Genomic DNA, 18126 nt, shown 5'->3' on the forward strand with positions numbered 1-18126 from the left:
GTCCTCAGTGGTGGGAGAGTTCAGCGGACGGGGGTGCGGCGGGGGAGAGCAGAAGGGAGGCAATGCGGGACCGGTGGTGGCGGGGAGTTCCCCAGACACCGAGCAGTGCGCGGACGCGGGTGATCCACAGTCCCAGATCGTGTTCCTCGGTGTAACCGATGGCGCCGTGGACCTGCAGCGCCACCCGTGCCGCGAGGGCCGCGGCATCGCCGGCGGCCACCTTGGCTGCAGATACGCTGCGGGCGCCGTCGGGCCCGCCGAGATCCAGGGCTGCGCCGTACATCAGCGGGCGTGCAAAGGTGAGGGCAATCCGCACATCGGCGAGCTGGTGCTTGAGGGCCTGATATTCGCCGATGGCGCGGCCAAACTGCTCGCGCATCTTGGCGTAGCTGACCGCTTCTTCCAGGAGCCGCTCTCCGGCCCCGAGCAGCATTGCCGAGCAGGCCAGCGTTGCCCGGTCCACGGCCAGCGCGCTTTGCTCCGGTTCCAGCGGTTCGGGGTCGCCGACGGCGGTGAGTTCGCTCAGTGTCCGGGTCCGGTCCACGGAGGCGGTGCCGGGCCCGGCGGATGCCCCGGACAGGGAATCGGAGCCGAGGATGAAGCAGCGGCTGCTGGCTGCGGCGTCGAGCGCGTACGGAACCAGGTCCTGCACGGCAGCCGTGGCAATCAGCGTTCCGTCCAGGATGCCGCCGAGCACGCTGGAGTCCACCAGGTCAGGCAGCAGCGCCGCGCTTTCAATGTAGGGTCCGGGAACTGCGTGATAGCCCAGCCGTTCAAAGGCAACGGCGAGGTCCACGGCGGTGCCGCCCATGCCGCCGTCGTCCTCCGCCACGCACAGGCCGAACAGGCCCAGCTCGGCGAGCTGGTTCCACAGTGCAAGGCCGGGTTCGGTGTTCCCCTCCGCCCAGGTCCGTGCCACCTTGGTTCCGCCGGCGCTTTCGATGATTTCGTCGAGGGCACCGGCCAGCGACTGCTGTTCTTCACTCAGTACGAATTTCAAGACACTCTCCTGCCGTCGCCGCCGCGGGGGAGGCCGAGTAGACGTTCTGCGATGATGTTGCGCTGGATTTCGTTGGTGCCGGCATAGATGGGCCCGGCAATGGAGAACAGGTAGTCATCCATCCACCGACCGCCGGCTGCGCCGGGCGCCCCGCGCAGTTCGGCTGCGGGACCGAGCAGGGTCAGCGCGGTCTCGTGCAGCGCAATGTCCAGTTCCGACCAGAACACCTTGTTGACGCTGCCTTCGGCGCCGAGGTCCCCGCCGTCCTGCAGCGTGCTCACGGTGCCCCAGGTGTACAGGCGGTAGGCCTCGGACTTGATCCAGGCGTCGACGACGGCGTCCTGGGCAAACGGATCCTCGTGCGACTGCGTGGCCCAAAGGTCGATCAGCCGTTCCGCGGCGGCGCAGAACCGGCCCGGTGCCCGCAGTGAGAGGCCGCGTTCGTTTCCGGCGGTGCTCATGGCGACGCGCCACCCGTCGCCCGGTGCTCCGAGGACGTCCGCATCGGGAACAAAGACATCCTCGAAGAACAGTTCGGCGAAACCGGTGGAACCATCCAGCTGGGCGATGGGACGCACCGTCAGGCCCGGGGCATCCATCGGAAACAGGAAGTAGGTGAGGCCGCGGTGTCGCTGGGCGGCGGGGTCGCTGCGGAACAGGCCGAAGCCGCGGTCGGCCCACACGGCGCGCGAGCTCCAGGTCTTCTGGCCGCTGAGCAGCCAGCCGCCGCGCTCGTCGTCCCGGCGGGCGGTACTGCGGATGGAGGCAAGGTCGCTGCCGGCGCCGGGTTCGGACCAGGCCTGCGCCCAGATCAGGGAACCGTCTGTCATCGCCCGCAGATACCGGCTGCGCTGGTCATCAGTACCGTGTTCAAAAAGGATGGGGGCCAGCAGCGAGATGCCGTTCTGGGCCACGCGCGTGGGTGCACCGGAACGGTAGTACTCCTCCTCAAAGAGCACCCATTCCACGAGGCCGGCGCTGCGGCCACCGAATTCCTCCGGCCAGGCAACGGCCGACCAGCGGCCTTCCGCCAGGCGGGCTTCCCACTCGCGGTGGGCGGCGAAACCCGCTTCGGTATCCATGGACGGCAGCGGCGCGGACGGGACGTTTTCGGCAAGCCAGGCACGCGCTTCGGCCGCGAAGGCCTGGTGGTCTTCGGTCAGGTCGAGGTTCACTTGGCCACCGCCGCGCTTCGCATGCCCTGAATGTTCATCCCGGCCAGCGAGTCCGCGCCGACCTCCGCGTTGTGGGCGTGGGCCGCGTGGTGCAGTCCGAAGACGGAGTCCATTCCGGCGCGCATGCCCTGCAGATCCTCCGACTGGTTGACGGCCTTCTTAGCCAGCGCCAGCCCCAGCCGCGGCATGGCACTGATGCGTTCGGCCATGGCCATCACCGTGTCCTCGAGTTCCCCGCGCGGCACCACATGGTTGACCATGCCCAGGTCATGGGCGCGCTGCGCGGTGAAGCGGTCCCCGGTGAAGAGGAACTCCTTGGCGGCGCGGGGGTTCATCACCCAGGGGTGGGCGAAGTACTCCACGCCCGGAATGCCCATGCGGACCACCGGGTCGGAGAAGAAGGCATCCTCGCTGGCCACGATGAAATCACAGGACCAGGCCAGCATCAGCCCGCCGGCAATGCAGGCACCCTGAACCATGGCAATCATGGGTTTGGGAATCTCCCGCCAGCGGCGGCACATGCCCAGGTACACCTCGGATTCACGGGCAAAACGGGAGTCGACGCCGGACGCGCCCACGTGGTCCCACCACATCACTGCCTTGCGCTCGAAGCTCTGGTCGATGTCCCGTTCAGGGGAGCCGATGTCATGTCCGGCCGAGAAGTGCTTTCCGTTGCCGGCGAGCACGATCACCTTTACGGCATCGTCCTCCACCGCTGCGGTGAACGCTGCGTCCAGTGCGTAAGTGACCTTCGAGTTCTGTGCGTTGCGGTATTCGGGCCGGTTCAGCCGCACGACGGCGACGGATCCGCGCACCTCGTAGGTTACAACTTCGTCGGAATCGTCCTTCTTCATCGTGGCTCCTCCCTGAGACACTTCCACCTGTGACACACTTCACCAAACAAGTGCTTGTTTTGCTAGCATAGGCGAAGCTCGACTTTATGACCAATGGCGGTGGCCGATGAAAGGTGTTTCGTGGATCTGATCTTTTCAGCGGAGGACGACGAGTTTCGTCGGGAGATCCGAGAGTGGCTGGAAGCCAATCTCGTCGGGAAATTTGCGCAGCTGCGCGGACTCGGCGGGTCCGGGCGGGAGCACGAAGCTTTCGAGGAGCGCCTCGAGTGGAACCGGCATCTGGCGGCGCACGGCTGGAGCTGCGTGGGCTGGCCCCGGGAATACGGCGGACGCGGCCTGAGCCTGCTGCAGCAGGTGATCTTCCACGAGGAGTACGCCAGGGCGGAGGCACCGGCACGCGTTAACCATCTCGGGGAGGAACTGCTCGGGCCAACCCTGATTGCCTTCGGCACCAAGGAGCAGCAGGAGCGTTTCCTGCCGCGCATTGTGGCCGTGGAGGATCTCTGGTGCCAGGGCTATTCCGAGCCCGGCGCCGGGTCGGACCTGGCCAACGTCTCCACCAAGGCCCGGCTTGAGGACGGCCGGTGGGTCATTGACGGACAGAAGGTCTGGACCTCACTCGCGCACCACGCGAACTGGTGCTTTGTTATTGCCCGCACGGGGTCAGGGCCGCGCAAGCACAACGGGCTCTCCTACCTGCTGGTGCCGATGAACCAGCCCGGCGTGGAGATCCGCCCGATCCTGCAGCTGACCGGCACCTCGGAATTCAATGAAGTGTTCTTCGACGGCGCCGTCACCGACCGGGATCTCGTGGTCGGAGAACCCGGTGCCGGCTGGTCCGTGGCGATGGGAACCCTGGGTCTTGAACGCGGCGTGTCCACCCTGGCACAGCAGATTGCGTTCCAGCAGGAACTGGATTCCGTCGTCGAACTGGCCCGCAGCAACGGTGCCATTGATGATCCGATCATTCAGGACCGGATTGTTTCGGCCCGGATGGGGCTGGAGATGCTGCGCCTGCACGGGCTGCGCACGCTCAGCGGGGAGCAGGGCATCGAAGCCTCGATCACCAAGCTGCTCTGGGCGCCGTGGCACAGATCGCTCGGCGAACTGGCCATGGCCGTCGCCGGACCCGCAGGCCTCACCGTTGCCCGCGAGCCCTATGAACTGGACGCGCTCCAGACCCTTTTCCTGTTCAGCCGGGCGGACACCCTGTACGGCGGCTCGGACGAAATCCAACGAAACGTTATTGCCGAGCGTGTGCTCGGCCTGCCTAAGGAGGCACGCGCATGATTGAAGCACGCGTTGCACAACCCGTTCCCGCCTACGTTGCCGGCCACGGGCTGCTGACCGGACGCCGCGTCGTCGTCACCGCCGCCGCCGGTGCCGGAATCGGCGCAGCGGCGGCCCGCCGCTGCCTGGAAGAAGGCGCAGCCCTGGTGGTGTTGGGCGACACGCACGCCGGCCGGTTGGAATCATCCGCAGCCGAGCTCGGTGCCGAGTTCGGAGCCGAACGCGTCCGCTGGGCGGTCTGCGACGTCACCGTGGAAGAACAGATTGAAGCCCTGCTGGACGTTGCCGAAGATGCCGGCGGCGTGGACGTGATGATCAACAACGCCGGGCTGGGCGGCACCGTTTCCATCCTGGAGATGTCTGACGAACAGTGGTCCAAGGTCCTGGATGTCACCCTGAACGGCACCTTCCGCAGTGTGCGTGCAGCGGCGCGGCGCATGGTGCGCAATGAAGTCAGGGGCGTGATTATCAACAACGCCTCGGTGATCGGCTGGCGCGCCCAGGAAGGGCAGGCCCACTACGCCGCTGCCAAGGCCGGGGTCATGGCGCTCACCCGTTCCGCCGCCCTCGACCTGGCACCGCATGGAATCCGGGTCAACGCAGTCTCACCGAGCCTGGCCATGCATCCGTTCCTGGCGAAGGTCACCTCCGAGGAACTGCTGGAGCAGCTCACGTCCCGCGAGGCCTTTGGCCGTGCGGCGGAGCCGTGGGAAATCGCCAATGTCATGGTGTTCCTCGCCAGCGGTTACTCGTCATACATGACGGGCGAAGTTGTGTCCGTCAGCAGCCAACAGGCCTAAGGGGAATAACCGCATGAGTACCGCATACATTGTTGACGCAGTCCGTACGCCCGGCGGGCGCAGGGGCGGATCCCTGGCCGGCATCCACTCCGCAGACCTCGGCGCCTCCGTCATTTCCTCGCTGGTGGCACGCACCGGAATCGACCCGGGAGCCGTTGACGACGTTATCTTCGGCTGTACCGATACCTTGGGATCGCAGGCCGGTGACATCGCCCGGACCGCCTGGCTGGTGGCCGGAATGCCGGACCATGTCCCCGGCGTCACCATTGACCGGCAGTGCGGATCAAGCCAGCAGGCCGTGCATTTCGCCGCCCAGGGAGTCATGTCCGGAACCGCGGACCTGATTGTTGCCGGGGGAGTGCAGAACATGTCCGCCATCCCCATCTCGGCAGCCATGACGCTTGGCGAACAGTACGGATTCACCACGCCCTTTGCGCAGTCCCCCGGATGGGTGGCACGCTACGGAACGCAGGAGGTCTCGCAGTTCCGTTCGGCCGAGATGATCGCGGAAAAGTGGAACATCTCGCGTGAGGCGATGGAGGAGTTTGCGCTGCAGAGCCACCTGCGGGCGATCGCGGCCACCGATGAGGGGCGCTTTGCCCGTGAAATTGTTCCGATTGCCGGACTGTCCCGGGATGAGGGACCGCGCCGGGGCACCTCACTGGAAAAGATGGCCACCCTTCCGGTCCTGACCGAAGGCGGCCGGATTACCGCCGCGGTGGCTTCGCAGATCACTGATGCGGCCAGCGCCCTGCTGGTTGCTTCGGAAGCTGCTCTGGAGACGCATTCGCTGACGCCGCGGGCCCGCATCCACCATATTTCGGTCCGGGCCGACGACCCGGTCTGGATGCTCACCGGGCCGATCCGCGCCACCGATTACGCATTGGAGCGGGCCGGCATGAAGGTCTCTGACATTGACCTCTTCGAGTGCAATGAAGCCTTTGCCTCCGTGGTGCTGGCCTGGTCGCAGGAACTGGGCATCGACCAGGAAAAGATCAACGTCAACGGCGGCGGCATCGCCCTCGGGCATCCCATCGGAGCCACCGGCACGCGCATCATGGCCACGCTGCTCAACGAACTGGAGCGCACCGGCGGACGGTTCGGGCTGCAGGTGATGTGCGAGGGCGGCGGCCAGGCCAACGTCACCATCATCGAGCGGCTGTGAACTGAGCAGCAAAACAGACAGAGCAGCAAAACGGACAGGGGAGGGGCGCAGCAGCCGGATCGGCTGCTGCGCCCCCTCCCTTTTGTATTGATTCTTTCCCGGGGCTTCCGTTTGTGCCGGGACCACCCGGCTTAGGCAACCACCGCTGCACTGTTCGCCCGCAGCCGCTCCACCGCTTCATCGATGATGCGGTCCACGAGTTCCCGGCAGGAAGGCAGCTCGTTGATGACCCCGACAACCTGCCCGGCCGCCAGCATTCCGGCGGTCGTGTCACCGTCCACGAGTCCGGCCTTCAGGAGCATCGGCGTGTTGGCTGCGAGCATCATCTGGTTCCAGCTTCTGCCGGTGCCGCGTTTCATCGAGATGCCGTCCTTCGCCAGACCCAGCCAGGACTGTCCGGACATCTCCTTGAACTGCACCGACCGGCGCAGGGTCGGCAGCAGCTGGCGCAGCCGGCCGCCGTCTTCGAGTCCCTTGACGAACTCGGTGCGCAGCAGCCGGTGCGGCATGCCGTCCGCCTTGGTGGTGACCACCGTGCCGTCCAGCCCGAAACTGAGGTAGCGCTGCTTGATGTCTTCGGGCACCGAACTGTCACTGGTGAGCAGGAACCGGGTGCCCATGCCTATGCCCACGGCACCGTAGGCCAGAGCCGCGGCCAGCCCGCGTCCGTCGAAAAAGCCGCCGGCGGCAATAACCGGAATATCCACGGCATCCACCACCGACGGCAGCAGCAGCGTGGTGGGAATGGCTCCCGTATGGCCGCCGCCCTCCCCGCCCTGCACCATCACGGCGTCCGCACCCCAGGCAGCCACCTTCTCGGCATGCCGCGCCGCTCCCACGGAAGGGATCACCACGGACCCGTTTTCCTTCAGCTTCTCGATCAGTTCCCGTTTCGGAGCCAGGGCAAAGGAGGCCACCTTCACCCCGTACTTGATCATCAAATCCACGCGCTCCGGGGCATCGGCGCCGTCGGCACGCAGATTGACGCCGAACGGCTTGTCGGTGTGCCTCTTCACTTCCACAATCGCGTGCTCCAGCTGGTCCAGCGTCATGGTGGCCGAGGCCAGGATGCCCAGGGCGCCCGCCTCCGCCGTGGCCGTGACCAGCCGCGGTCCGGCCACCCAGCCCATGCCGGTCTGCACAATCGGATGCTCGACGCCGGTGAGCTCGGTCAGGGGAGTCTTGATGCGGTTCTCGGTACTCATGCTGGGACCTCGTCTTCTCTGCGCTTGCGGGGGTCGAGAACCTCGCGGATGAGCTGCAGTTCCCGCTCATCCGGAAGGCGGGTGGTTGGAACGGTTCCGGCGGTGAGCAGCGGGAACCCGGTGGCGGCCCGGATCTCATCAATGCTTACACCGGGGTGTGCGGAAACCAGGGCCATGCCGCCGTCCGGAGCACTGAAATCGAAGACGCCAAGATTCGTCACCACCCGGTGCAGCCGGTGAAAGCGGGAAGCTGACGGACCCGCCGCACGTGCCCTGTCATTGCCGACGCCGGTCACAAAGTCCACGCTCTCCACGAACGTTCGGCGGCTGTGGCGTGGCATCCAATAGCTGGTCATATGGTTGACGGTGTTCGTTGCGGCCGCCCGGGTTCCCAGCAGTTGCTTGGCGGGTTTGGCATGGTCCCCAATTGCCGACAGGTTCTGGTTGCCCATGCGGTCAAGCTGCGCGCCGCCCATCACTACATGGCGGCGGCCTGCAGCGATCAGCTCGAACAGTTCCCGGTACGGCAGGTAGCCGGCGGAAACGGTGCTCGGCCGGTCGACGGCGGGAACGTCGCCCAGAATGGTCGACTCGCCGTCGCTGATCATCAGGTCGGGAGCATGGGTCAGCAGTGCCAGACGGACGCCGATGGTCGGCACAACGCCGGCAGGACTGGCCAGGATCTCCGCCTGCCCGCGGAACAGATCGCTGCAGGCGGCAACGGCCACTTCGGCCCTGGTGATCTCATTCATTGCCGACTCCCGAAAGACCCGCGATGCCCGCGTTCGCCCGGTAGGCGCCGTCGTCCACATCGAGGTAACGGGCACGGAATTGCTGCCATGCCGGCGCCGATGCTGCCGCCTGCGCATACGTCCGCTGGAACTCCTCGTCCCGCGGATAGTCCGGCAGGCAGGAGGTGAAGTGCGCGCCGTGCGGAGCCTCGACGACGTGGTCCACCATGGTGCGGTTCAGCAGCAGCGTGGAAGGATGCGCATCCCGGGTCAGTTCCGCCGTGGAAACGACCGCCTCCGCGCTCACCACGGTGCGGTCCGCGGCACGGGCGAACAGATCGTCAAAGTACGGATCCGGCCCCAGGCACGCAGCGTTGCCGAGTTCATCGGCGCGGTTCAGGTGCACCAGGGCCAGGTCCAGCGGGATTGCGGGCATGGCGACCAGCTCCTCGCCGTCGTCGTAGGGGGAGGTGACGGTGCGGATTTGCGGATTGCCCGCGAGGGCATCGGATCCGAGTCCGGAGCGCGTCACCTCAAAGGGAAGCCGGCGCCCGGCGGCGCGGAGCCCGGAGACCAGCAGGGATTCGTCCAATTCGACGACGTCGACAGCACCTGCCTGCCGGGCGGCGGCAAAGTGCGGCTCAACGGCAATCGAATCCAGGGTGGCGAAGCCGAACACCACGCGCTTGGCCTGTCCGGTGGCGCACAGCACCCCCACATCCGGGCCGCCGAAGCTGACGACGGTGAGGCCCCGCACGCCGGAACGGACCAGGGCCCGTACCAGGGCCATGGGTTTGCGCCGTGAACCCCAGCCGCCGATGCCGATGGTCATGCCGTCGCTGAACAGCCCGGAAATGTCCTCCGCAGCGAGGACCTTGCTGCTCACTCGGCCGAGGGGGCGGCGGCGACGAAGTCGTCGCGCAGTTCATCGGCAACGCCCCGGAGGTTGAGCTCAAAGGTGAAACCCTGTTCCCAGCGGTAGCTCTTCACTACGTCCACGGGGTCGATGCCGTTCAGGGCTTCCTTCGCTGCCCGGATCACCCGGGTGTCCTTGGAGGCGATTTCACCGGCAATCGCGAATGCTGCTGCATCAAGCCGGTCGGCGGGAACCACTTCGGCAACGCTGCCGAATTCGGCCAGCCGCTGCGCCGTAATGGTGCGGCTGGTGAAGTAGAGCGTGCGGAGCAGGTGTGCCGGCACGAGGCGGGAGAGGTGTGTCGCTGCCCCCAGTGCGCCGCGGTCCACTTCCGGAACACCGAAGTAGGCATCGTCGCTGGCAACTATGACGTCGGCGCTTCCGGCCAGGCCCACGCCGCCGCCAAGGCAGAAGCCGTTGACCGCTGCAATGACGGGCACGGGGCATTCGTAGATGGCTTTGAAGGCGAGGTAGCAGCCCCGGTTGGCCGCGAGGATGGCATTGAAACCCTCGGTGGCCTGCATCTCCTTGATGTCGACGCCGGCATTGAAGCCGCGGCCTTCGGCCCGCAGGACCACCACTCGGGTGTCGGGATCTTCGCCGGCGGCCTGCAGCGCTTCGGCGACGGCGAACCAGCCCGCCACGGGCAGTGCGTTCACCGGGGGATAGTCCATTGTTACCGCACGCACGCCGTCGTGGTGCATCTTCGATGTGATTGACATCTGGTACCTACCTAACGTTTGCTTGATAACCTAGCATTTGCTTGGTACACGGTACACTCCAAGCACCGCAACAATCTCAAAGGAGAGCAAGACATGACCGGCATCTGTGAAGGACGAGTCGCCATCGTGACCGGGGCGGGCCGCGGGCTGGGACGTGAGCATGCCCTCGAGCTCGCCCGCCAGGGCGCAAAGGTTGTTGTCAACGATCTCGGCACCACCCTCAACGGTGTTCCGGAGGCCTCGGGCCCCGCCCACGACGTAGTGGAGCTGATCCGTGCGGAGGGCGGAGAGGCGGTGGCCAACGGCGCCGACGTCGCCGACTTTGAGCAGGCCGCCGGACTGGTCCGGCAGGCCATTGAAACCTTCGGCCGCCTGGACATCCTCGTCAACAACGCCGGTTTTGTCCGGGACCGCATGCTGGTGAACACCTCGGAAGAGGAATGGGACGCCGTGATCCGCGTGCACCTCAAGGGGCACTTTGCACCGCTGCGCCACGCCGCCGAATACTGGCGCGGCGAAGCCAAAGCCGGCCGGATGCCGGATGCCCGCGTCATCAACACCTCCTCGGGCGCCGGGCTGCAGGGCAGTGTCGGCCAGGCGAGCTACTCCGCGGCAAAGGCAGGCATTGCCGGACTGACTCTGGTCGCTGCCCACGAGCTGGCCCGGTACGGCGTAACCGTGAACGCCATTGCCCCCTCGGCCCGCACCCGCATGACCGAAGGGGCCTTTGCTGAAACCATGGCCGCCCCGGAATCCGGCTTTGACGCCATGAATCCCGCGAATGTTTCACCGGTTGTGGCCTGGCTTGGCGCTGCTTCCTCCGCAGCAGTCACCGGCCGGGTGATCGAAATTGAGGGCGGCAGAATCTGCATCGAGGAGGGCTGGAATCACGGCCCCGCAGTTGACGCCGGGCAACGGTGGGAAGCAGCGGCTGCCGGTGAGGCAATCGAGAAGCTGCTCGCCGACGCCGCCGCACCCGAGGCGGTCTACGGCTCATGAGTGCCGGCACCAAGACTGGCGGCACGAAGACTGGCGGCGGCACGACGGCGGCAACTTGGGCCGGCAAACCGCTGGGGGAGCGCACCGTCGGCTACACCGAGACTGACGCCATCCTGTACGCCCTGGCCGTCGGGGCTTCGGCCACCGACCTGGACCTGGTATTCGAAGACCGACTGCGTGTCCTGCCCTCCTTCGGGCTGACGCTGGCACAGTGGGCCCCCGATGTTCTTGCTGAGCAGGGCGCGTTCGACAACCGCGCGGTCCACGGGTCCCAGGAGCTGACGGTCTTCAAACCGCTGTCGCGCTCGGGAGAATTCACCCTCAGCGCGCGAGTGGGAGACGTGTGGGACAAGGGCTCGGCCGCCGTGTTCAATGTGCTGGTGGAGTGCGAATACTTCGCGGCAACCTGGACCATCTTTGCCCCCGGCTTCGGTGGTTTCGGCGGAGACCGCGGCCCGGGACGGACAGCCGCGCCTGCAGGTGTTCCCTGCGCCAGCACAGGCTTCTCCTCAAGTCCCAACCAGGCGGCACTTTACCGTCTCCTTGGCGACCGGCACCCCATCCATATTGATCCGCAGGCGGCTCGGGGCATTGGCCAGGACCGCCCCATCCTGCACGGACTGGCCTCACTGGCAGGGGCCACACTCCCGCTGGCCCGCCTCGACGGAGCCCATCCGGCGGACCTGGTCCAGCTGGCGGGCCGGTTTGCCGGTGTCGTCTTCCCCGGAGATGACCTGACGGTCCGGACGTGGGACGGAGGCCGGTTCGAGGCACTGGCGGGGGAGCGCCCCGTCATCAGCGACGGACTGGCGGTGTTCGGGTAATGGCGCAGCCTGGCGGAACTATCCTGAACTATGACCCCGATCACAAACAAATGACACTTTTGGGATACGATCGCGGCGACGTCCGCCGAGCGGTGACTGAGGTCCTGGAGACCATCAACAAGGAATCGTTGACGACGATGCGAGAGGGAAAATGATGAGAATTGTTGTTCTAATGAAGGAAGTTCCGGACACCTGGGGGGACCGCACCCTGAACCTGGAGACCGGTCTGCTGGACCGGGCCGGAAGTGAACTGGTGCTGGACGAGATTACCGAGCGCGCACTCGAAGTGGCGCTGACGTACCGCGACACCCAAAAGGACGCTGAAGTGGTCCTGCTCGCCGTGGGCCCGGCAACGGTGCCGGCCAGCCTGCGCAAGGGACTGGCCATGGGAGCCGACCGCGCCGTGCACGTTCAGGACGACGCCCTGCTCGGCGCGGACATGACCCTCACCGCCGAGGTGCTCGCCGCAGCCGTCCGCCAGATCGGTTATGACCTGGTCATCGCGGGCAACATTTCCACCGACGGCGGCGGCGGAGTCCTTCCGTCCATGCTTGCCGAGTTGCTCGGAGTAGCCGGAGTGACCTCACTGAGTTCAGTGGACATCACGGAGACGGGCGTTGCCGGACGCCGGACCCTCGAGTCGGGCACCTACGAGGTGAGCACTGCCCTTCCGGCCGTCATCTCGATCACGGAGGCACTTCCGGACGCACGCTTCTCCAACTTCAAGGGCATCATGGCTGCAAAGAAGAAGCCGTTCGACACCCTCGCCCTGACTGACCTCGGCCTAGCCCTCGATGAGTCCGCCAGCCGGTCCATCGTCCTCGCTGTGGCAGAGCGTCCGGCACGCACCGCCGGAGTCAAGATTGACGACGACGGCGACGCCGGCCAGCAGATTGCCGAATTCCTCTCCCAGAACCGACTCATCAAAGGACGCTCAGAATGACCGGCTACCCCACAGACTCCGTTCTCGTACTCGTTGACGTCGCGCCGTCGGGCAAGCTGCGCTCCAGTGCTGCAGAAGTAATCGGTGCCGCCTCAGCGGTGGGCACACCAGTAGTCCTCGCCGTTGCTGCCCCGGGCACCGCGGACATCCTTGGAGCAGAGCTGGCCGCGCTCGGTGCTGCCCGCGTCCTGATCTCCGAATCGGCCGAGCTGGACACCGCCATGGTCTCTCCGGTGGTCGACGCCCTCAGTGCAGCAGCTGCTGCCGTTACTCCTGAGGCAGTCCTGGTCTCGAACTCCATTCAGGCCCGTGACGCAGTGGCGCGCTTCGCGGCCCGCTCAGGCTCCGCCCTGGCGGCCGACGCCGTCGGCATCTCCCGGGATGAGGAAGGCATCGTTGCCCACCACTCGGTCTACGGCGGCGCCTACTCCGTGGATTCGGCAGCAACCACCGGCTCCCTGGTGATCACGCTGCGCCAGGGTTCCTCCAGCGTCCGTGCCGAGGCCCGGGAAGCCAATATTGAACTGCTCGCTGTGCAGCCCTCCGGCGTGCCGGACGCGACCGTCTCCAGCTACGAGGAAACCTCCGTGGTCTCCGCCCGTCCTGAACTGCGGGGCGCCGAGGTGGTTGTTTCCGGCGGCCGCGGCCTGGGCTCCATGGAGAACTTTGTCCTCGTCGAGGAACTGGCGGACGCGCTGGGTGGCGCCGTTGGAGCCTCCCGTGCGGCAGTCGATGCCGGGTATGTCCCGCAGACGTTCCAGGTTGGCCAGACCGGTGTCACCGTTGCGCCGCAGCTGTACATTGCACTGGGCATCTCCGGCGCCATCCAGCACCGGGCAGGAATGCAGACCGCCAAGACCATCATCGCCATTAATAAGGATGCGGACGCCCCCATTTTCGAGATCGCCGACTTTGGCGTGGTGGGTGACGTATTCACTGTTGTGCCGCAGCTGGTCAAGGCGATCGAGGCGAAACGGGCAGCCAGTTGACCAGGCAGGGGCTTCCCCGGGTTCCCGGCGGTGGACCCGGGGCCGGCGCCCCCGCCAAGAAGAACCCTGCTGCGCCCCCTGCTGCTTCCGCTGAAGCGCCGGCAGCAATGCCTGGAACAACGCCTGCAGCAGCGAACGGTTCAGTGGACGGTTCAGTGGACGGTTCACTGAACGGATCCGTGAAACCGGAACAAGCGGGAACCCCGACACCGCCGCGGACACCATCGCGCCGGCAGGGCCTGCCCCGTCCCGGAGGTTCAACAACGGGAGGCGCTCCCACAGTGCCGGCCGCTTCTTTTGAGGCTGCGCCGTCGGCCCAGGCCCCCGCCGCAGCAACGCCGGACGTTACAACCCCGGTGACTGCGGCACCGACAGCGGGCAGGCGTCAGGGCTTGCCTCGTCCGGGATCTGCTCAGGCAAGCCCGGCTGCTGCAGTTCCCACGGATTCTGCAGCTCCCGGGGATTCTGCAGTGGTCACGGAGTCTGCAGCTCCCACCGCCGCAGCATCGGCGGCGGGGAGGCGTCAGGGAATGCCGCGTCCGGCGTCGACTCCTGTTGCTGCGTCCTCGGGATCCGGAGCTGCTGCAGCAGCAGCTGCGCCGGAGACTTCACCCGCTGCGGAGACTTCATCCGCTGCGAAAGCTCCGGCCGCCCCGGCCACCCGCACGCGAGCGCCGCTGAATCCTTCGGCGCAAAACGCCGCACCTGCAAAACCTGCGGCCCAGTCCGGAGGTTCACCGGCAGAGCGCAGCCGTCTGGGGCGGGCCGGATTGGCAGCGGCAGGCCTGCTGGTGCTGCTGGCCGTCGTCGTTCTGCTGGCCCGATGGCTCGTGACACTGGAGCCGGTACAGGGTTTCCTCACCCGGTATCCCGGTGAGACTGAACTTCCGCACGGCGCTCCCGTGGGACTTCCGGCGTGGCTGGGCTGGCAGCACTTCTTCAACGTGTTCCTGATGGTCCTGATCATCCGGTCGGGATGGCAGGTCCGCACGCAGCGCCGCCCGCCGGCCTCGTGGACCCCCAACCGGGGCAAGAACCCGAAGAAGATCAGCATCACGCTGTGGCTGCACCAGTCGCTGGATATCCTGTGGCTGGTCAACGGTGTTGTGTTTGCCGTTCTCCTCGCGGTGACCGGCCAATGGATGCGGGTCATCCCCACCAGCTGGGGCGTCTTCCCGAATGCCCTTTCGGCTGCCCTGCAGTACGTATCCCTGGACTGGCCCACCGAGAACGGCTGGGTCAACTACAACAGCCTGCAGGTGCTTGCCTACTTCGTCACGATCTTCATTGCTGCTCCACTGGCTGCTGTGACGGGGTACCGCATGTCCGCCATGTGGCCTGCAAAGGCGAAGCGGCTCAGCACCGCGTTCCCCATCGAGGCGGCACGGGCTCTGCACTTCCCCGTGATGCTCTACTTTGTCGCGTTCATCATCGTGCACGTGGCGCTGGTGCTCTCAACGGGCGCACTGCGCAACCTGAACCACATGTACGGCGGCCAGGATGCGGTGAACTGGTTTGGCTTCTGGATGTTCTTTGCCTCGCTGCTGGTCATCGCAGGAGGCTGGTTCGCAGCCCGCCCCCTGGTTCTGGCACCCATTGCCTCGCTGTTCGGCAAGGTGGGGCGCTAGCCCGGTGTGGCCGAAGGCCCCCGGCCGGCAGCGTTGTGCTGCTGACCGGGGGCCTTTTTGTGTGTGCTGTGCGGACGGAAGGCCTGCTAAGCCTGCTGGTGTTGCCGAACACCAAACACGGTCGAGATTTCCTCGCTGCGCCACTGCCGCAGCAGACGGTGGAACGCCACCGGGCCCGGCCCGTAGGAGAAGCTGACGGGCGGGGGATTACCCTCGCGGTTGTAGTACCCCGGAGTGCATTCTGCCTGGAACTGCTGGTTGTTCAGTGCGGTTTCCCGGATGGTCCGGCACCACTGCTCCTCGGCGTCGGCCGTCGGTTCAACGACGTCGGCACCCGCCTCACGGGCCGCGGATATGACGGCCGCGATGTGGTTGGCTTGTTCCACCAGGATGTGCACAAAGTTAACCGCGTTGGCATTCTGCAGCGACCCGAGGTGAAACAGGTTGGGGAAGCCGTGGGTGTAGAAACCATGCAGCGTCCGCGGACCCCGGCTCCACGCCTCCAGCAGCGTGCGTCCGTCCCGGCCCGTCACCGGCAGTGCGCCGGAAGTGACGCCGGAGACGCCGACGTGGAACCCGGTGGCAAAAATGACGCAGTCCACCTCATATTCGTCGTCGCCCACCACAATGGAAGTCTCGGTCATGCGGGTGATCCCGCCGGTGTCAGCCGTGTCCACCAGCGTGACATTCGGACGGTTGAAGGACTGCAGGTAGTAGTCGCTGAAGGTGGGCCGCTTGCACATGTAGCGGTACCACGGCTTCAGCACTTCGGCTGTCGCGGGATCGGTGACGACCTGATCCACGCGGAAGCGGATTTCGTCCATCTTGGCGAAGTCCACCAGTTCGTCCATGCGCTCCCGCTCTTCTGCCGACACGCTCGTATCGACGGCGCCGCTGACCACTTTGCGGTGCAGCTGCGGAACCGAAGTCCAGCCGTCCTGGGTCAAATCATGTTCCACCGGTTCCCCGGAGACCACGGCAAGGAAGTTCTCCATGCGTTCGTGCTGCCAGCCCGGCTTCAGCGACGCCGCCCAGTCCGGATCAGTGGGGCGGTTGTCGCGGACGTCCACGGAGGACGGGGTGCGCTGGAAGACAAGGAGCTGCTCGGCGTCGCGCGCCACCATGGGCACTACCTGGACGCCGGTTGCCCCGGTGCCGACCACAGCAACTTTCTTGTCCGCAAGCTTGTGCATGTTGCCGAACTGGTCCCCGCCGGTGTAGCCGTAGTCCCACCTGCTGGTGTGGAACGTGTGGCCCTTGAAGGAGTCGATCCCCGGAATGCCCGGGAGCTTGGGCTGGGTGAGGGTTCCGGAGGACGTGATCACATGCCGTGCCCGCATCCGGTCGCCGCGGTCTGTTTCAACAATCCATTCCAGGGACTCCTGGTCCCACACCAGAGAGGTGACGCGGGTGTGAAAGAGGGCATCGCGGTACAGGTCAAACTTTTCTGCGATCGCGACGGCGTGCCTGCGGATTTCTTCGCCTGGCGCGTACCGCTCGCTGGGCATGCCGCCAACTTCCTCCAACAGCGGCAGGTAAACATACGACTCAATGTCGCACCGGATGCCCGGGTAACGGTTCCAGTACCAGGTCCCGCCAAAGTCGCCGGCTTCGTCCATCATGCGAAGGCTGTCAATCCCGGCCTGCCGCAGGCGCGCGCCCGTGACCAGTCCGCCGAAGCCGCCGCCAATGACCAGCACCTCCACCGTGTCGTTGAACGGGATCCGCTCACTGCGCTCGGTGTAGGGATCGGTGGCGTAGTACCCGAACGTGCCGGTGGCGGGCTGGTACTGGGCGGCGCCGTCGGGCTTGATCCTGCGGTCACGTTCGGCTTTGTACCGGGCCCGCAGCTTCTCGACATCCGGGCCTTCCTGCGGCGCTTTAGCGGAGACAGCCGGAACAGGGTGATGCGTACTCATGTGTAGTCCTAACGTTGCATGAGAGCATTCCCGGCGGACCCCCACCCATCCGGGAAGCCGTGTACTCAACCATTGAGAAAATGGTTAGGACTAGCCTAACTATTTTCCTCAATGTTTCCCGAACCGCCGCTGCCAACTACGGTGAGGACATGACCGACGGAAACGACGCCCAACAGGAACGGCTGCGGCTGGTGCAAAGCCTTGAGGGCCTGGGAGCCGCTTTCCAGGCGACCACGCTTCCTGTCCTGCTTGACTCGCTTCTCTCCACGGAGCTGACCATCGCGCAGCTGAAGGTGCTGGCGGTGCTGGCCACCACGGAAAAAGGCGCCACGGGCAGGGGACTGGCCGACACCTTCGGAGTGTCCCTGGCCTCCATGTCCGGACTGGTTGACCGCCTCGTGGCGCAGGGAGCGGCCACCCGCACACCGGATGAAATGGACCGGCGGATACGCCGGATCCGGGCAACGCCGCTGGGGCTGGTGCTCGTCCGCCGCCTCATGGCCGCCCGGCCCGAACTGAGCCCGGACATCCTCGCCCGCCTGCCGCTGGAGGACCTGCGGGCGCTGGAGCAGGGGCTGCGCGCAGTCCAGCGCTGCTCCGCAGCAGAACCGCCGCGGAACCAGGAGATGTGAGCGAAGCGGTGCACTCTGGACAGTCCGTTCCCGGCGTGTGATCAGGCCGATGCGGTAATGGGGCAGGAAAATGAGATGATAAGAGATGTCCATAGGTTTTGGACCACTCCGCCCGTGCGGATCCCCGTTCGTTGAGCAGCAAAAACGACGGCGGTCTGCGGCCCGGGATGCGCACGGTTGCGCGGGCCCGGCGGAGTTGGCCACAGAACGGACCCTTTGACCTTTTGGTGCCGCAGCGCTGTGCCGCAGCACCCCAGTACAACCCGTACCCGACGAAAGAAACACCATCCGTGAATAGAACACCTGCCGCCTTGAAAGCCCCCCGGGAACTCGC

The 18126-nt window shown here is 66.1% G+C and carries 18 protein-coding genes; 9 read left to right on the forward strand and 9 right to left on the reverse strand.

Going from position 1 to position 18126, the window contains the following annotated elements:
* Positions 1-4: 4 nt before the first annotated feature.
* The 3 genes from AC4D2W_RS02650 to AC4D2W_RS02660 are packed head-to-tail and all read right to left on the reverse strand — an operon-like array spanning position 5 to position 3029.
* Positions 5-1000, reverse strand: coding sequence for an acyl-CoA dehydrogenase family protein (locus tag AC4D2W_RS02650; protein WP_490925361.1), 996 nt, complete (start codon positions 998-1000; stop codon positions 5-7).
* Positions 997-2175 (reverse strand): acyl-CoA dehydrogenase family protein, encoded by a 1179-nt coding sequence (locus AC4D2W_RS02655; protein WP_490925362.1) that lies wholly within the window; start codon positions 2173-2175, stop codon positions 997-999. The genes AC4D2W_RS02650 and AC4D2W_RS02655 overlap by 4 nt, the downstream gene beginning before the upstream one ends.
* The gene (locus tag AC4D2W_RS02660) at positions 2172-3029 is read right to left on the reverse strand and encodes an enoyl-CoA hydratase (protein WP_490925363.1); all 858 of its coding nucleotides are present in this window, start codon (positions 3027-3029) and stop codon (positions 2172-2174) included. Before AC4D2W_RS02660 ends, AC4D2W_RS02655 begins: the two co-directional genes overlap by 4 nt.
* A 120-nt stretch (positions 3030-3149) precedes the next feature.
* Between AC4D2W_RS02660 and AC4D2W_RS02665 the strand changes: the two genes are divergently transcribed.
* Genes AC4D2W_RS02665 through AC4D2W_RS02675 form a run of 3 tightly spaced genes read left to right on the forward strand, consistent with a single transcriptional unit; the run spans position 3150 to position 6284 of the window.
* Positions 3150-4319, forward strand: coding sequence for an acyl-CoA dehydrogenase family protein (locus AC4D2W_RS02665; RefSeq protein WP_490925364.1), 1170 nt, complete (start codon positions 3150-3152; stop codon positions 4317-4319).
* Positions 4316-5119 carry an SDR family oxidoreductase gene (locus AC4D2W_RS02670; RefSeq protein WP_490925365.1) on the forward strand — a complete coding sequence of 268 codons (804 nt, stop codon included), beginning with the start codon at positions 4316-4318 and terminating at the stop codon, positions 5117-5119. Before AC4D2W_RS02665 ends, AC4D2W_RS02670 begins: the two co-directional genes overlap by 4 nt.
* A 13-nt stretch (positions 5120-5132) precedes the next feature.
* Complete coding sequence (locus tag AC4D2W_RS02675; protein ID WP_490925366.1) at positions 5133-6284, forward strand: acetyl-CoA C-acetyltransferase; 1152 nt, start codon at positions 5133-5135, stop codon at positions 6282-6284.
* A 131-nt stretch (positions 6285-6415) separates the two neighbouring features.
* On the opposite strand, the gene AC4D2W_RS02680 is transcribed toward AC4D2W_RS02675, so the two are convergent.
* From AC4D2W_RS02680 to AC4D2W_RS02695, 4 genes are read right to left on the reverse strand one after another with little or no spacing between them, the layout of a single operon-like run.
* Positions 6416-7489 (reverse strand): NAD(P)H-dependent flavin oxidoreductase, encoded by a 1074-nt coding sequence (locus AC4D2W_RS02680; RefSeq protein WP_490925367.1) that lies wholly within the window; start codon positions 7487-7489, stop codon positions 6416-6418.
* On the reverse strand, positions 7486-8241 hold the full coding sequence (locus AC4D2W_RS02685) for a CoA-transferase subunit beta (protein WP_490925368.1): 756 nt from the start codon (positions 8239-8241) through the stop codon (positions 7486-7488). Before AC4D2W_RS02685 ends, AC4D2W_RS02680 begins: the two co-directional genes overlap by 4 nt.
* Positions 8234-9106: a CoA transferase subunit A gene (locus AC4D2W_RS02690; protein ID WP_490925369.1), complete on the reverse strand. Its 873-nt coding sequence runs from the start codon at positions 9104-9106 to the stop codon at positions 8234-8236. The genes AC4D2W_RS02685 and AC4D2W_RS02690 overlap by 8 nt, the downstream gene beginning before the upstream one ends.
* A complete protein-coding gene (locus tag AC4D2W_RS02695; protein WP_490925370.1) occupies positions 9103-9858 on the reverse strand; it encodes an enoyl-CoA hydratase family protein in 756 nt (251 codons plus the stop codon). The genes AC4D2W_RS02690 and AC4D2W_RS02695 overlap by 4 nt, the downstream gene beginning before the upstream one ends.
* Before the next feature lie 93 nt (positions 9859-9951).
* Between AC4D2W_RS02695 and AC4D2W_RS02700 the strand changes: the two genes are divergently transcribed.
* The 4 genes from AC4D2W_RS02700 (at position 9952) to AC4D2W_RS02715 (ending at position 13613) form a co-directional block, all read left to right on the forward strand.
* Positions 9952-10857: an SDR family oxidoreductase gene (locus AC4D2W_RS02700; RefSeq protein ID WP_490925371.1), complete on the forward strand. Its 906-nt coding sequence runs from the start codon at positions 9952-9954 to the stop codon at positions 10855-10857.
* Positions 10854-11681 (forward strand): MaoC/PaaZ C-terminal domain-containing protein, encoded by an 828-nt coding sequence (locus AC4D2W_RS02705; RefSeq protein WP_490925372.1) that lies wholly within the window; start codon positions 10854-10856, stop codon positions 11679-11681. The genes AC4D2W_RS02700 and AC4D2W_RS02705 overlap by 4 nt, the downstream gene beginning before the upstream one ends.
* A gap of 154 nt (positions 11682-11835) precedes the next feature.
* Complete coding sequence (locus AC4D2W_RS02710) at positions 11836-12624, forward strand: electron transfer flavoprotein subunit beta/FixA family protein (RefSeq protein WP_490925373.1); 789 nt, start codon at positions 11836-11838, stop codon at positions 12622-12624.
* Entirely contained in the window at positions 12621-13613 is a 993-nt protein-coding gene (locus tag AC4D2W_RS02715) for an electron transfer flavoprotein subunit alpha/FixB family protein (protein ID WP_490925374.1), read from the forward strand. The genes AC4D2W_RS02710 and AC4D2W_RS02715 overlap by 4 nt, the downstream gene beginning before the upstream one ends.
* Positions 13614-14136: 523 nt before the next feature.
* Here the strand turns inward: AC4D2W_RS02715 and AC4D2W_RS02720 are convergent.
* The gene (locus AC4D2W_RS02720) at positions 14137-14280 is read right to left on the reverse strand and encodes a hypothetical protein (RefSeq protein ID WP_490925375.1); all 144 of its coding nucleotides are present in this window, start codon (positions 14278-14280) and stop codon (positions 14137-14139) included.
* 103 nt (positions 14281-14383) lie between these two features.
* Here AC4D2W_RS02720 and AC4D2W_RS02725 point away from each other — a divergent pair, with 103 nt between their 5' ends.
* The gene (locus tag AC4D2W_RS02725; protein ID WP_490925376.1) at positions 14384-15241 is read left to right on the forward strand and encodes a cytochrome b/b6 domain-containing protein; all 858 of its coding nucleotides are present in this window, start codon (positions 14384-14386) and stop codon (positions 15239-15241) included.
* An 86-nt stretch (positions 15242-15327) separates the two neighbouring features.
* Here the strand turns inward: AC4D2W_RS02725 and AC4D2W_RS02730 are convergent, their stop codons facing one another.
* Complete coding sequence (locus AC4D2W_RS02730) at positions 15328-17160, reverse strand: flavin-containing monooxygenase (RefSeq protein WP_490925377.1); 1833 nt, start codon at positions 17158-17160, stop codon at positions 15328-15330.
* 149 nt (positions 17161-17309) lie between these two features.
* Between AC4D2W_RS02730 and AC4D2W_RS02735 the strand changes: the two genes are divergently transcribed.
* Positions 17310-17792 carry a MarR family winged helix-turn-helix transcriptional regulator gene (locus AC4D2W_RS02735; protein ID WP_490925378.1) on the forward strand — a complete coding sequence of 161 codons (483 nt, stop codon included), beginning with the start codon at positions 17310-17312 and terminating at the stop codon, positions 17790-17792.
* Positions 17793-18126: the final 334 nt, after the last annotated feature.

This window comes from Arthrobacter sp. TJ-58 (assembly GCF_058269295.1).